Origin of the sequence: Gordonia sp. JH63 (assembly GCF_009856645.1) — a bacterium.
GTDB lineage: Bacteria > Actinomycetota > Actinomycetes > Mycobacteriales > Mycobacteriaceae > Gordonia > Gordonia hongkongensis.
This window is the reverse complement of the sequence record NZ_CP047235.1, coordinates 2,406,858-2,420,727: the sequence shown is the minus strand read 5'-3', so window position 1 is coordinate 2,420,727 and position 13,870 is coordinate 2,406,858. Positions and strand designations below refer to the sequence as shown.

The window sequence follows — 13,870 nt, the reverse complement described above, 5'->3', positions numbered from 1 at the left end:
TCGGCGGAAACGCAGACCAGGTGTCCATGGTGCCGTATCCACGCCCCGGGGCGTCAATCGCATACCTCCGCGACTGCGCCGAGGGCGGGTGCCGATCGTGCCAGAATGGCCGCGTGACCTTCCAAGGCAGCGGATCGATCGACACCGGCAGCGTCTCCGGCGGCGGTGGAGGCGGTGGGGGCCGGATCGCGCTGGGCGGCGGCGCGGGACTCCTCATCACGATCGTCGCGCTGTTCTTCGGGGTGAACCCCGGCGATCTGCTCGGCGCCGGCGGCCCCGCTCCCGGCACCTCGTCGGACGCCGCGCAGATCCAGCAGCAACTGGACGAGTGCACCTATGAGATGGCCAACGAGAACACGATCTGCCGGATCAAGGCGACCACCGTCAGCGTCGACACGGTGTGGTCGGATCTGTGGCCCGAGTACGAGCCACCGCAGACGGTCATCTTCTCCGACGCGGTGAACACCGGGTGCGGCGCGGCGAGTTCGGCGACCGGCCCGTTCTACTGTCCCGCCGATTCGACGGCGTACTTCGATCCGACGTTCTTCGCCCAGCTGCGTCGCATGGGCGGCAGCGACGGGCCCCTCGCGCAGGAGTACGTCGTGGCCCACGAGTACGGACACCACGTGCAGAACCTCACCGGCGCCCTCGCCAAGGGTCAGCGGATGGGTTCGCAGGGACCGCGATCGGGTTCGGTGCGGGTCGAATTGCAGGCCGACTGCCTCGCCGGGGTGTGGGCCCATCACGCCGACGACGGCCCAGACGCCCTCCTAGCGCCCATCACCGAGGAGCAGATAGCGACGGTCATCCAGACCGCGAAGGCCATCGGCGACGACACCATCCAGGGCGCGGGCTCCAATCCCGAGGGCTGGACTCATGGTTCGGCCGCCCAACGCACGCGGTGGTTCACCGTCGGCTACCAGTCGGGCGATCCGGATCGCTGCGACACCTTCGCCACCGACGACCTGTGAACGCCACCGACTCGGGCGGGACCGGACCCCGCAGGCCCACCGCCGTCGACGCGATCGCCGAGGCGCACCTGGACCGGTTGTGCGCGCTCGATCCGCTGTTCGCCACCGAGATCGGACGCGGAGGGCACGACGACCGGCTGACCGACTTCTCCGCGCAGGGGTGCGCCGAACGCGCCGAGGTCGCCGCCGGCACCCTCTCCGCCCTGGGCGGCGCCGACGTCGTCGATGCCATCGACCGCGTCACCGTCGCGACCATGAGCGCCTCGCTGCGTCGCGAGCTCGCACTCACCGACGCGGGCGAGCACATCGGCGACTGCAACGTCATCGCGTCACCGTTGCAGGCGCTGCGCGACGTCTTCGACCTCATGCCCACCGACACCCGCGAGCAGCGGGAGACCTTCTTGTCCCGCCTCACCGCGATCCCGGCGTCGCTCACCGACGTCGTCGACGGCCTCGCCCACCGGCTTCGTCACGGTCCGCCGCCGGCCCGTCGACAGGTGGCGGCGGTCGCCCGGCAGGCCGACACCGCGGCCGACGCCATCGCCGGCAACACCGCACCGATCGCGGCCGACCCGGCGCTGGCCGGCACCCTTGCCACCGCGCTCGACGCGGCGCGGACCTCGTTCGGGACCTTCGCCCACTACCTGCGCACCGGCGTTCTCGCTCAGGCCGTCGACGACGACGCGGTCGGCCGCGACCGCTACCTGCTGCACCTGCCGGCCTACCTGGGCGCCGACGCCGATCCCGACGACGCCTATGCCTGGGCGATGACCCGGTTGCGGCAGATCGTCGCCGAGCAGCAGGAGATCGCGGAGGGTCTGCTCCCCGGACAGGGGGTCGCGGCGACGCTCGCATGGCTGGATCGTCAGCCGCAGTACCAGATCCACGATCGCGCGGAATTCGTCGACTGGATGCAGGCGACGTCCGACGCGGCGGTCGCCGGTCTGGCGGGCACGCACTTCGACCTCCCGGCCCGGTTGTCCCGGCTGGAGTGCCGGCTCGCCCCGTCGTCGACCGGCATCATCTACTACACCCAGCCCAGCGAGGATCTGTCCCGCCCGGGCCGGATGTGGTGGGCGGTGCCCGACGACCAGACCGTCTTCCACACCTGGCAGGAGAAGACGACGGTCTACCACGAGGGCGTGCCCGGGCATCATCTCCAGCTCGGATCGGCGATCGTCGACCCCGACCTCAACGCCTGGCGCAAGCTCGCGTCGTTCACCTCCGGACACGGCGAGGGCTGGGCGCTCTACGCCGAACGCCTGATGGACGAGCTCGGCTGGCTCGAGGACCCGGGCGACCGCATGGGGATGCTCGACTCGCAGCGGCTGCGGGCCGCGCGGGTCGTGGTCGACATCGGCGTCCACTGCCGCCTGCCCGCGCCGGAGTCCCTCGGCGGCGGGATCTGGGACGCCGACAAGGCCTGGACGTTCCTGACCTCGTCGGTCGCGATGGACCACGCCGTGTTGCGTTTCGAACTCGACCGCTATCTGGGCTGGCCCGGCCAGGCGCCCTCGTATGCGCTCGGCCAGCGCGTGTGGGAGCAGACGCGCACCGCCGCCCTCCGCCGGCACCCGGACTGGACGCTCAAGGACTTCCATTCGCGCGCACTGGCTCTCGGCGGTGTCTCGCTGGACGTCCTCGTGGCCGAGGTCGCCGGCCCGCCCTCCGGGTGAGATCTCCCCGAGGGCGGGCGCCGAAAACCGCCCATTACAGGTCCGCCGGCCGCACATCGTCGTCGGTCGAGCTGTGCGGGGCGGTTCTCAGCGGCGGAATGTGCGGCGGGCTCAGCCCAGGAGGCGACGGACCTCGGCGACCACGTCGTCCAGGGCGACCCGGTGCTGTTCGCCGTTGCTCAGGTCCTTGATCTCCAGCCGGCGCTCGGCGAGTTCGTTCTCCCCGAGCACCAGCGCCAGCCGCGCCCCCGAACGGTCGGCTGCCTTCATCGCACCCTTGAGGCCACGATCGCCGTAGGCCAGGTCGACATTGATCCCGGCGGCGCGCAGAGCGCCTGCGACACCGACGAGTTCAGCTTTGGCCGCCGAGCCCAGCGGCACTCCGAAGACCTGGCAGCGGGCCGCCTCGGTGCCCGCGACGCCCTCGGCCTCCAGCGCCAGCATCGTCCGGTCGACGCCGATCCCGAACCCGATGCCCGACAGATCCTGCTTGGCGCCCAGCTGCCGCATCAGACCGTCGTAGCGCCCGCCGCCGCCGATGCCCGACTGCGCACCGAGACCGTCGTGGACGAATTCGAACGTGGTCTTCGTGTAGTAGTCCAGGCCGCGCACCAGACGCGGGTTGATCTCGTAGACGACACCCAGCCGGTCCAGGTGCGCCAGGACGAGGTCGAAGTGCGCCTTCGCGTCGTCGGACAGATAGTCGATGAGCAGCGGTGCGCCTGCGGTCGCCGCCTTGATCTCCGGCCGCTTGTCGTCGAGGACACGCAGCGGGTTGATCTCGGCGCGCATCCGGGTGGCCTCGTCGAGGTCTAGCCCGAACAGGAACTCCTGCAACGCCTCTCGATAGCGCGGACGGCTCTCGTCGTCACCCAGCGAGGTGATCTCCAGCCGGAACCCCGTCAGGCCGAGGCGGCGATAACCCTCGTCGGCGATCGCGATGACCTCGGCGTCCAGCGCCGGGTCGTCGACACCGATCGCCTCGACGCCGACCTGCTGCAGCTGGCGATACCGGCCGGTCTGCGGCTTCTCATAGCGGAAGAACGGCCCGGCGTAGCAGACCTTCACCGGCAGCTGGCCGCGGTCGAGACCGTGCTGGATCACCGCGCGCACCACGCCCGCGGTGCCCTCGGGACGCAGCGTCACCGAGCGGTCGCCGCGGTCGGCGAAGGTGTACATCTCCTTGCTCACGACATCGGTCGACTCCCCGACCCCGCGTGCGAACAGCGCGGTGTCCTCGAACACCGGCAGTTCGATGTGGCCGTAGCCGGCACGACGCGCCGCGTTGGTGAGCGTGTCCCGGACCCTCCGGAAGTCCGCCGAGTTCGGCGGGAGGTAGTCCGGGATGCCCCGGGGGGCCTGAAATGCTCCGCTCACAGTCCGTGTCGTCCCTTCGGTCGAGTGCTCTGGCGTTCGAGGCCGGCCAGGAAGGGATTGCTCGCACTCTCCTGGCCGATGGTGGTCTGGGGTCCGTGGCCGGGCAGGACCAGCGTCTCCGCGGGCAGCGGCAGGAGTTTCGCCGCTATCGAGTCGAGCAACTGCTGATGGTTGCCCCCGGGGAGATCCGTCCGGCCGATCGAACCGGCAAACAATACGTCACCGGAGAAGCAGACCCCGACCACCGACGGCGTGTCGGGCCCGGCCTGATCCCGGGCCTCGTCCGGCACGTCGACGTCGACCCCGAGCAGCACCGAGCCCTGTGTGTGCCCGGGCGCGAGATCGACAGAGAACGCGACCCCGGCGAGTTCCACCGACTCGCCGTCGGCGAACTCGACCACCTTCTCCGGCTCGGTGAACACCTGGTCGCCGATCATCGCGCCCAACGCCCGTCCGATGCCGAGACCGGGATCGGCGAGCATCGGACGATCCGCGGGATGGATGTAGGCCGGGATCGAGTACTCGTCGCAGAGTTCCGTCGCGTTCCAGGTGTGGTCGAGATGACCGTGCGTGAGCAGCACCGCCACCGGGGTGAGGTCGTGTTCGGCGAGCAGTTCCCGCACCCGCGGCGCCGCATCCTGGCCCGGATCGATGATCACCGCCTCCGATCCCGCCTCGGCGGCGACGATGTAGCAGTTCGTCTGGAACATCCCGGCGGGGAATCCGGTGATGAGCATGCTGCTCCTCGGGTCGGCGCGGACAGGACGACGCACACACGTCGGTCTCCATTGTTGCGTAGGCGCCAGGGCTCGCGACCCGCCGCACCCCGTTCTCAGGTACAACTGGCACACTTGCCCCCGAGTAAGTGACATCCACGACGATGTCGGCACAGCCATGCCGAGGTTTCAGGAGGATCCACCCGCGTGTCCACCAATGAGGAGCGCCGCGAGGCGGCGAAGCGGAAGCTCGAAGAACGCCTCGAGACCGAGCGCCTCGCCCGGCGCAAGCGGAAGATCGTCATCGCCTCCGTCTCGACCGCCGTCGTGGTCGCCGTGGTCGCGGGCGTGACCGCCGTCGTGGTCAAGAAGATCATGGACGACCGCGAGGCCGCACGCTGGACGACCTGCGCCTACGAGGACTCCCCGAGCCGCTTCGACCAGCTGCCCGATCAGGTGCCCGACAACGTCCCGGCCGATCAGCGAGCGCAATACCAAGCCGAACTCGACGAGCTGAAGGCGGCCGCGGAGAACGAGCGGACCTCGCCCAAGCCCGATGAGCGCGTCCTCAAGTCGGGCACCGAGAAGGCCACGTTCGTCACCTCCCAGGGCACCCTGCCGATCACGCTCGAACGCGATGGCGCGCCGTGCAACACCGCGGCGGTGACCTCGTTGATCGAGAACAAGTTCTACGACGACTCCACCTGCCACCGCATGACCACCAGCGAGACGCTGAAGATCCTGCAGTGCGGCGACCCCACCGGCACCGGCATGAGCGGGCCCGGCTGGACCAGCCCCGACGAGCCGCCGACCGATCTGCAGACGGTCGGGCAGCCGGATCCGACGACCGGTTCGCAGCCCGTCATCTACCCGCGCGGCACCATCGCGATCGCCAACAGCAGCCAGGGCGGGCAGAACCCGAACACCGGGTCCAGCCAGCTCTTCATCGTGATCAACGACAGCCAGTTGGGCCCGGACTACTCGATCGTCGGCAAGGTCGACGAACCCGGACTCGCGGTGCTCGACAAGGTCTACGCCGGCGGCATCAACCCCGGACCGATCGGCAGTCAGCCCGGGGACGGCGAGCCGAAGCTCCCGGTGACCATCGAGACGGCCACGATCAACTAGGCGCCGGGAACTCTAATCCCTAATGCAAAAGAACCTCGAAACCCGTGATCCCTGAGGTGCGAGGAGCGCGAGCGACGAGCCACGAAGGGCCTGGCGAGGCAGCTCACCCGGCCCTTCGTGGCTCGCTTCGCTCGCACCTCAGGGAGCAGAGGGAGTGGGCTGGCGAATCAGAACAGAGCCTCCCGATCACGCCGCCGAGGTCACCCGGTAGACGTCGTAGACTCCTTCGACGTTGCGCACCACGTTGAGCACGTGCCCGAGATGCTTCGGGTCGCCCATCTCGAAGGTGAACTTGCTGATGGCCACCCGGTCCCGGCTCGTCGTCACCGACGCGGACAGGATGTTGACGCGTTCGTCGGCGAGCACCTTGGTCACGTCCGACAGCAGCCGGTGCCGGTCGAGCGCCTCCACCTGGATCGCCACCAGGAACACCGATTCCGGCGACGGGGCCCAGGACACGTCGAGAATTCGTTCCTCTTGCTGCCGAAGCGATTCGGCGTTGGTGCAGTCGGTGCGGTGCACGCTGATCCCGCCGCCGCGGGTGACGAAACCGAGGATGTCGTCGCCGGGCACCGGGGTGCAGCACTTGGCGAGTTTGATCACGACGTTGTCGATGCCGTCGACCATGACGCCCACGTCGCCGCCCTGGCGTGCCCGGGTGGGCATCGTCGACGGCGTCGACCGCTCGGCGATCGCCTCTTCGGCGTCCTCGATGCCACCCAGTGAGGCGACCAGCCGGTTGACGACATGCCGTGCGGAGACATGGTTCTCACCGACCGCGGTGTAGAGCGCGGTGACGTCGGTGTAGCGCAACTCGCGGGCGATCGCCGACATCGATTCCGCGCTGAGGAGCCGCTGGAGCGGGAGCCCGCCGCGGCGGACCTCCTTGGCGATCGCGTCCTTGCCGGCCTCGAGGGCCTCCTCGCGTCGCTCCTTGGCGAACCACTGCCGGATCTTGGCCTTGGCGCGCGGCGAGACCACGAACGTCTGCCAGTCCTTCGACGGACCCGCGGTCGGCGCCTTGGAGGTGAACACCTCCACCACCTCGCCGTTCTCGAGCGTGCGCTCGAGCGCGACCAGCCGGCCGTTGACGCGCGCGCCGATACAACGGTGCCCGACCTCGGTGTGGACCGCGTAGGCGAAGTCGACCGGGGTCGACCCGGCGGGCAGCGTGATGACGTCGCCCTTCGGGGTGAACACGAAGATCTCGCGCACGGCGAGGTCGTAGCGCAGCGACTCCAGGAACTCACCCGGGTCCGCGGCCTCCCGCTGCCAGTCGAGCAGCTGGCGCATCCAGGCCATGTCGTCGATCTCGGCGGTGTCGGACTTCTTGCCCGACTTGCGGTAGCCGTTCTCCTTGTAGCGCCAGTGCGCGGCGATCCCGAACTCGGCCGTGCGGTGCATCTCGTGCGTGCGAATCTGCACCTCGAGCGGTTTGCCCTCGGGTCCGATCACGGTGGTGTGCAACGACATGTAGACGCCGAACCGCGGCTGGGCGATGTAGTCCTTGAAGCGCCCGGCCATGGGTTGCCACAGCGAGTGCACGACACCGACGGCGGCGTAGCAGTCGCGGTCCTCCTCGCAGAGGATGCGCATCCCGACGAGGTCGTGGATGTCGTCGAAGTCGCGCCCCTTGACGATCATCTTCTGATAGATCGACCAGTAGTGCTTGGGCCGGCCCTCGACGGTCGCGTTGATTCGTGCACCGGCCAGCGCGTTGTTGATGTCGGCGCGCACCCGGGCGAGGTAGGTGTCGCGGGACGGCGCGCGGTCGGCGACGAGCCGCACGATCTCCTCGTAGCGCTTGGGGTGCAGGATCGCGAACGACAGGTCCTCGAGTTCCCATTTGACCGTCGCCATGCCGAGTCGATGAGCAAGTGGCGCAATGACTTCCAGGGTCTCGCGGGCCTTGCGCGCCTGCTTCTCCGGCGGCAGGAAGCGCATCGTGCGCATGTTGTGCAACCGGTCGGCGACCTTGATGACGAGAACGCGCGGATCGCGCGCCATCGCGATGATCATCTTGCGGATGGTCTCGGCCTCCGCGGCGCTGCCGAGGGCGACCTTGTCGAGCTTGGTCACGCCGTCGACGAGGTGTGCGACCTCGGGTCCGAAGTCCTTCTCCAGCGCCTGCAGGGAGTAGCCGGTGTCCTCGACCGTGTCGTGCAGCAGCGCCGCGATGAGGGTCGTGGTGTCCATGCCCAGATCGGCGAGGATCGTCGCGACCGCCAGCGGATGGGTGATGTAGGGATCGCCGGACTTGCGCTTCTGGCCGCTGTGCCGCTCGTCGGCGACGTCGTAGGCGCGCTGCAGCAACGCCACGTCGGCCTTCGGGTAGATCTCGCGGTGCAGAGTGACCAGCGGTTCGAGGACCGGCCGGACCTGACTGCGGGTCGCGGTCATGCGGCGCGCGAGGCGGGCGCGCACCCGGCGTGAGGCCGACGCACCCGGCTGGATGGAGCCGACGGCGGCCGGTGCGTTCGGCCGGTCGGCGGTCTCGGCCGACGTCGCTCCGGCGTCCGGGGTACCCGCGGGGGTCACGCCACGCTGCGCCGTGTCGGATTCATCGGGCATCAGCGGTCCTCCTCACGGTTGTCTGTCGGCATACGGTGACCCGTCCGGCCTACCGGGCGGGCTCAGCCGATTCTAGTCGCGGCCCGCCCACGACCGGGTCGACGCCGTCAGTCCAGTGCGACCGCATGGACGGGAACGTCCGGTCCGAGGCCGCGGGCGATCGTGTCCCGGCCGCCGAGACCCGCGAGTTCCATGATCACCGCGACCCCGACGACGTGCGCACCCGCACGATGGAGCAGTTCGGCTGCGGCGACCGCCGTCCCGCCGGTGGCGAGCACATCGTCGACGAGCAGGACACGCCGGCCGGTGAGGTCGAGGCCGTCGGCCGGGATCTCGAGCGTGGCCTGTCCGTATTCGAGGCTGTAGTCGATGGCGAGGACCGGCGGCGGCAGCTTGCCGCCCTTGCGGACCGCCAGCACCCCGACCTGGAGCTCACGCGCGACCGCGCCGCCCAGCAGGAACCCGCGCGCGTCGATACCGGCCACGAGGTCAATCGACGAACAGCCGTGCGTGAGCGCGGTGACGATCGTCGACAGCCCTTCCGGGTCCGCGAGGACCGGTGTCAGGTCCTTGAAAGCGATTCCGGGAGCCGGGAAGTCGTCGACGAGGCGAGCGTGTTCGGCGATCGCCGCCTGCGCTCGCGAGACCGCCTCCGCCGTACGGTCGGGCACGACACCACCCATCGCTTCACTCCCCTGCTCAGCCACGGATCGTCCACCGATCCATGTTCCATCCGGTGCCGTCGCGGCCGAGGCCGGCCACCACGTTGCCCACCCGATCCTTCCACTGCCGTATCCGCGGCGCCGCGAAGAGGGGCACCGACGGCATCGTCGCCCAGGTCGCGTTCTCGATGGACCGGGCCAGACGGAGTCGATCGGGCACCGAGGCGGTCGTCGCGAGCTGATCCACTCCCCGGCTCACCATCGGCTCCCGGATGCCGGACAGGTTCAACGGGTCTCCGCCGCGCAACGCGTAGGCGTCCCGGCTCGGGTCGGCGGCACCGGCCGCGGCGAATGACGCGCCCCCGGCGACGATGAGAGCGTCGACGTCGCGGCCCAGAGCGTCGGGCCGCAGGTCGGGTGAGGACGCGTCCTCGACGACGATCCCCGCTGCGCGGCACGACGCCGCGATCGCCGCGGTCATCTGCTGCCACCGCGGAGTCGACGCGACGTAGCCGATGCGTACCGTCCGCGGCCGCAGCGCGACCTCCGACCCGGCCGCCTCGCCGCCGGCCGGGTCCTCTACCGCGCCCTGCCCGGTAGCCGCCCGGACAAGTCCGCGCGCTCGTTCGATGTCCGGCCGCTGATAGGCCTGGCCGAATTCGGTGTTCATCTGTGCGGCCAGATTGTCTGCCGGGGAGAGCACCCGGAGATTCCAGACCTGCGCGCCGGCGCCGAAGTCGCGCGCGAGGTCGGCTCGCGGGACGCAGGAGGCGAACGCCCGGCGCATCCGGACATCGCCGAACAAGCCGCGGCCGGCCAGGACGAGTTCCTCGACGCCCAGCGCGCGCGCCGGCGAGGACGGCCCGGCGGCCCCCGCCGAACCGGCGATGTCACCGTCGACAAGGCCGGCCGTCACGTCGACGACGTCGAACCGCCCGTCGGGGAGCCGGCGGGTCGCGTCGGTCCCGCGCCCCCAGACGACGATGCGCGAGGTCTCCGGCTTGTCGCCCCACCACTCGTCGTTGGGCACCAGGACGAGTCCGCCCGAGCGCGAGTACCGGTCGATGCGATACGGACCCGACGCGGGATAGTGCGCGTGATCGACCGGTCCGAACGTCAGGTCGAAGCCGGTGTTCCATGCGTCCGCGATGCGTCCGACGGCGGCCCGGTCCATCGCCCGGATCGGATCGATGACGTCGGAGAGGCCGGCCACGCGGGCCACCACATGCGCCGGCATCATCGCGCCGGCGCCGAAGAGCGAGAGCCAGTTCCGGTACTCCCGTCCGGGGGCGAAGGTGACGGTCACGCTCTTGTCGCCGGCCGCGCAGTTCACCGAGTCGATGTCGCGATAGCCGGCGGTGGTCGCCGGGGTGAAGCCGGGCAGCCGTCCGCTCATCGCCGCCCAGGCGAGCACGAGATCGTCGCAGTCGAGGGCCACCCCGTCGGAGAAGACCGCCTCGGGGTTGAAGTCATACCGCAGGGTCGGCACGCGGCCGGGCACCTGGGTGACCGTGCCGACGTCGCGATCCGGGATGACCTGGCCGGCCGGGCCCAGCAGACTGAAGCCGGGCAGCAGCCGGGTGGTCGCCATGAGGACGCCATCGGCGTTGCCGCTCACCGTGTTCGCGTTGTAGGTCGTGATCCGCGCGTCGACCACGTAGTCGATCGTCGGCGGCCCGTCGTCGCCGCAGGCCGTCACCAGCCCGGCGACCGTGACGAGCCCGACGAGGAGGCTCAGGACCCTGACGAACTCCCGGCGTCCAACGCTCACGTCGCAGAGACTAGCGGTTGCGGCGGCGTTTGCCGGTCGGGACCGCGCGGTCCGCGTCATCGGTGTCGACTGCTGCCCCGGCGGACGCCCCTCGGCGCGTCCGGACCGGCCGCGGCTCGTCGGACGGGAGCCCGGCGCGACGTCGGAGGACCTTCTCGGTGTGCCGGCCGATGTCGGGGCGACGTTCCTTCAGTGTCGCCAGGAGCGGCGCGGCGAGGAAGACCGACGAGAACGTACCGACGAGGACACCGACGAGCTGGATCAGCCCGAGATCCTTGAGCGTTCCGACGCCGAGCAGCCAGACCGCGATGACCATAAGGGCGATGATCGGCAGCACCGAGATGACGGTGGTGTTGATCGATCGCATGAGGGTCTGGTTCACACCCAGGTTGGCCTGCTCGGCGTAGGTACGCCGGGTGGTCTGGAGTACCGAGCGGGTGTTCTCGGAGATCTTGTCGAACACGACCACCGTGTCGTAGATCGAGAAGCCGAGGATGGTGAGCAGGCCGATGACGGTCGCCGGGGTGACCTCCCACCCGACGAGCGAGTAGATACCGGCGGTCACGATCAGGTCGAAGAACAGCGACCCCATCGCCGCGATGGACATCTCCCGGTCGAATCGCACCGCGATGTAGACGAACACGATGACCAGGAACACGGCCAGCGCGATCAGCATGCGCTCGGTGATCTCGCTGCCCCACGTCGAGCTCACATCCGAGATGCTCACCTCGGCGGGCGCGAGTTCGGGACCGAACTCGTCGGCGAGCGCGCGCGTCACCGACTCCGCCTGGGCGAGATCGAGGGTCTCGGTGCGCACCTGGACCGTCTGGCTGCCACCGGCGCCCGCGGTCTGTACCGATTCGGGCGCCTCGCCGAGGGTCGCGGTGACAACTTCTTCGACGGACTCCGCGGTGATCTCCGAGGAGACGACCGGCACCGACATCTGGGTACCGCCCTCGAAGTCGATACCGAGGGTGAACCCGCGGATTCCGATCGAGGCCAGGCAGATCAGCAGGATCGCCGCGGTCACGCCGTACCACATGCGGCGGCGTCCCACGATCTCGAAGGCACCGGTACCGGTGTAGAGCCGGGACAGGAACGAGCGGTTGCGATCGGCGACGAAGTCGGCGTCCGCGCCGGGCTGCGCCTTGTCGGCGTCGAGGACGGCCGAGTCGCCGGTTGCCTTGTTGTCCGGCCCGGTCATCGCACGGTCCCCTTCTCCCGAGTGGCGTCGGTGGTGTCGTCGGCGTCCGTCGGCGACGCAGACGTGTCGGCGGTGGCCGCACCCGCTTGCCGGTGCGCGGCGACACGACGCTGGCGGGCGACCTCGCTGATCGCCCCGAGTCCGTTGACGCTCGGCTTCGACAGGAACGTCGAACGGCTCGCGTAGACGACCAGCGGGTGGGTGACCAGGAACACGACCATGACGTCGAGGATCGTGGTGAGACCCAGTGTGAACGCGAAGCCGCGGACCTCACCGATCGCCAGGATGTAGATGACCGCGGCGGCGATGAAGCTCACCGCATTGCCGGACCAGATCGTGCGGCGCGCGCTCGCCCAACCGCGGGGCACCGCGGACCGGAAGCTGCGCCCCTCGCGCATCTCGTCCTTGATTCGTTCGAAGTAGACGACGAACGAGTCGGCGGTCATACCGATCCCGATGATCAGACCCGCGATGCCGGCGAGGTCGAGGGTGAACCCGATCCAGCGACCGAGCAGCACGATGATGCCGTAGACCATCGCCCCGGCGAGGACGAGCGACAGCACCGTCAGGATGCCGAGCATTCGGTAGTAGGCCAGAGCGTAGATGAAGACCGCGATCAGGCCGACGAGACCGGCGATCAGACCGGCCTGCAACGACGCGAGACCCAGTGTCGCCGAGATCGTCTCGGCGTCGGAGGCGGTGAAGGACAACGGCAGCGAGCCGTACTTCAGCACGTTGGCGAGTTCGTTCGACGACGACTCGGTGAACGGACTGGCGCTACCGCCGCTGATTCGGGTCTGACCGCCCGGGATGGGCTCGTTGATCGCCGGCGCCGAGACGACGCGCGAGTCGAGCGTGAAGGCGGTCTGGGTCCGGTTGGGGGCCTGCTCGGCGGTGTACCTGGGCCAGAAGCTGGCGGCCTCACCCTCGAATTCGAGGGTCACCACCCATTCGCCGGTCTGCGGATCGGTACCGGCGTTCGCGTTCTTGATGTCGCGACCGTCGATGATCTCCGGGCCGAGGAGGTAGACCTCCGAGCCGTCCGTCGAGCAGGCCACGAGGTACTGATCGGGGCGGTCGTTGCCCAGCAGCGGGTCGTTGGCCGTCGGCGAGCAGTCCATCTTCGCCATCTGCTGCTGGAGTGCCTCGAGCTGCTGCGGGGTCGCGTTCCCCGGCGCCTGACGGAGCTTGCGCTGCTCGTCGATGGCGGCTGCCGCGGCCTCGGTGGGCAGGGCGTCGGCCTGATCGTCGGCACTCTCGGGCTTCGGCGGTTGCGGAGTCGCCATGGCCGGCTGCCCGACGACCGGTCGGACGTACAGGCGCGCCGTCTGGCCGAGTGACTTGGCCTGCGCGCCGTCCTGGCCGGGGACCGTGATGATCAGGTTGTCACCGCTGACGACGACCTCGGAACCGGAGACGCCGAGCCCGTTCACGCGCTGCTCGATGATCTGCTTGGCCTGATCGAGCTGCTCTCGGGTCGCCGCCTGACCGTCCTCGGTCCGCGCGGTCAGCGTGACGCGCGTACCGCCCTGGAGGTCGATACCGAGCTTCGGTTCGATGGTCTGGGGTCCGGTGAAGAAGATCAGTCCGTAGACGACCGCGAGCAGGCCGATGAAGGCCACGAGCGGACGCCACGGCGGGATCTCTCGAGCCGGTCGCGACCGCTTCCCTGCAGTCCGGCCCTTCCCCGAAGTCCGAGAGGGAGTTGTCACAGCTGTTCAGGTCTCCTTGAGAGCGTCAACCGGCCGACGAGCAGCCCGACCGGCATGACCCATCGTCCACTCCTGGCCGGGA

General features: G+C 69.6%; 10 protein-coding genes. 3 read left to right on the top strand and 7 right to left on the bottom strand.

The window, feature by feature from the left end:
• Positions 1–113 precede the first annotated feature (113 nt).
• The gene (locus GR168_RS10955) at positions 114–971 is read left to right on the top strand and encodes a neutral zinc metallopeptidase (protein WP_058250327.1); all 858 of its coding nucleotides are present in this window, start codon (positions 114–116) and stop codon (positions 969–971) included.
• Positions 968–2,647: a DUF885 domain-containing protein gene (locus tag GR168_RS10950; RefSeq protein WP_159370717.1), complete on the top strand. Its 1,680-nt coding sequence runs from the start codon at positions 968–970 to the stop codon at positions 2,645–2,647. The genes GR168_RS10955 and GR168_RS10950 overlap by 4 nt, the downstream gene beginning before the upstream one ends.
• A 111-nt stretch (positions 2,648–2,758) precedes the next feature.
• On the opposite strand, the gene hisS is transcribed toward GR168_RS10950, so the two are convergent.
• Both hisS and GR168_RS10940 read right to left on the bottom strand, forming a co-directional pair.
• Positions 2,759–4,024: a histidine--tRNA ligase gene (gene hisS / locus GR168_RS10945; RefSeq protein ID WP_159370716.1), complete on the bottom strand. Its 1,266-nt coding sequence runs from the start codon at positions 4,022–4,024 to the stop codon at positions 2,759–2,761.
• Positions 4,021–4,761 (bottom strand): MBL fold metallo-hydrolase, encoded by a 741-nt coding sequence (locus GR168_RS10940; protein ID WP_068972466.1) that lies wholly within the window; start codon positions 4,759–4,761, stop codon positions 4,021–4,023. Before GR168_RS10940 ends, hisS begins: the two co-directional genes overlap by 4 nt.
• 186 nt (positions 4,762–4,947) lie before the next feature.
• On the opposite strand from GR168_RS10940, the gene GR168_RS10935 reads away from it, so the two are divergent.
• Positions 4,948–5,868, top strand: a complete 921-nt coding sequence (locus GR168_RS10935) for a peptidylprolyl isomerase (protein WP_058250323.1) — start codon at positions 4,948–4,950, stop codon at positions 5,866–5,868.
• Positions 5,869–6,054: 186 nt separating this feature from the next.
• Here GR168_RS10935 and GR168_RS10930 read toward each other — a convergent pair whose 3' ends face one another.
• From GR168_RS10930 to secD, 5 genes are all read right to left on the bottom strand, one after another.
• The gene (locus GR168_RS10930) at positions 6,055–8,439 is read right to left on the bottom strand and encodes a RelA/SpoT family protein (RefSeq protein ID WP_159370715.1); all 2,385 of its coding nucleotides are present in this window, start codon (positions 8,437–8,439) and stop codon (positions 6,055–6,057) included.
• A 107-nt stretch (positions 8,440–8,546) separates the two neighbouring features.
• On the bottom strand, positions 8,547–9,122 hold the full coding sequence (locus GR168_RS10925; RefSeq protein ID WP_159371898.1) for an adenine phosphoribosyltransferase: 576 nt from the start codon (positions 9,120–9,122) through the stop codon (positions 8,547–8,549).
• A gap of 16 nt (positions 9,123–9,138) precedes the next feature.
• Positions 9,139–10,872, bottom strand: a complete 1,734-nt coding sequence (locus GR168_RS10920; protein WP_159370714.1) for an ABC transporter substrate-binding protein — start codon at positions 10,870–10,872, stop codon at positions 9,139–9,141.
• A gap of 10 nt (positions 10,873–10,882) precedes the next feature.
• On the bottom strand, positions 10,883–12,076 hold the full coding sequence (secF, locus tag GR168_RS10915; RefSeq protein ID WP_058250274.1) for a protein translocase subunit SecF: 1,194 nt from the start codon (positions 12,074–12,076) through the stop codon (positions 10,883–10,885).
• Complete coding sequence (gene secD / locus GR168_RS10910) at positions 12,073–13,698, bottom strand: protein translocase subunit SecD (protein ID WP_238995072.1); 1,626 nt, start codon at positions 13,696–13,698, stop codon at positions 12,073–12,075. Before secD ends, secF begins: the two co-directional genes overlap by 4 nt.
• Positions 13,699–13,870 lie beyond the last annotated feature (172 nt).

Bases quoted from the DNA above. Each gene is read 5' to 3' on its own strand.
- GR168_RS10930 (WP_159370715.1), bottom strand. From the start codon at position 8,439: ATGCCCGATGAATCCGACACGGCGCAGCGTGGCGTGACCCCCGCGGGT.
- GR168_RS10940 (WP_068972466.1), bottom strand. From the start codon at position 4,761: ATGCTCATCACCGGATTCCCCGCCGGGATGTTCCAGACGAACTGCTAC.
- secF (WP_058250274.1), bottom strand. From the start codon at position 12,076: ATGACCGGGCCGGACAACAAGGCAACCGGCGACTCGGCCGTCCTCGAC.
- GR168_RS10925 (WP_159371898.1), bottom strand. From the start codon at position 9,122: ATGGGTGGTGTCGTGCCCGACCGTACGGCGGAGGCGGTCTCGCGAGCG.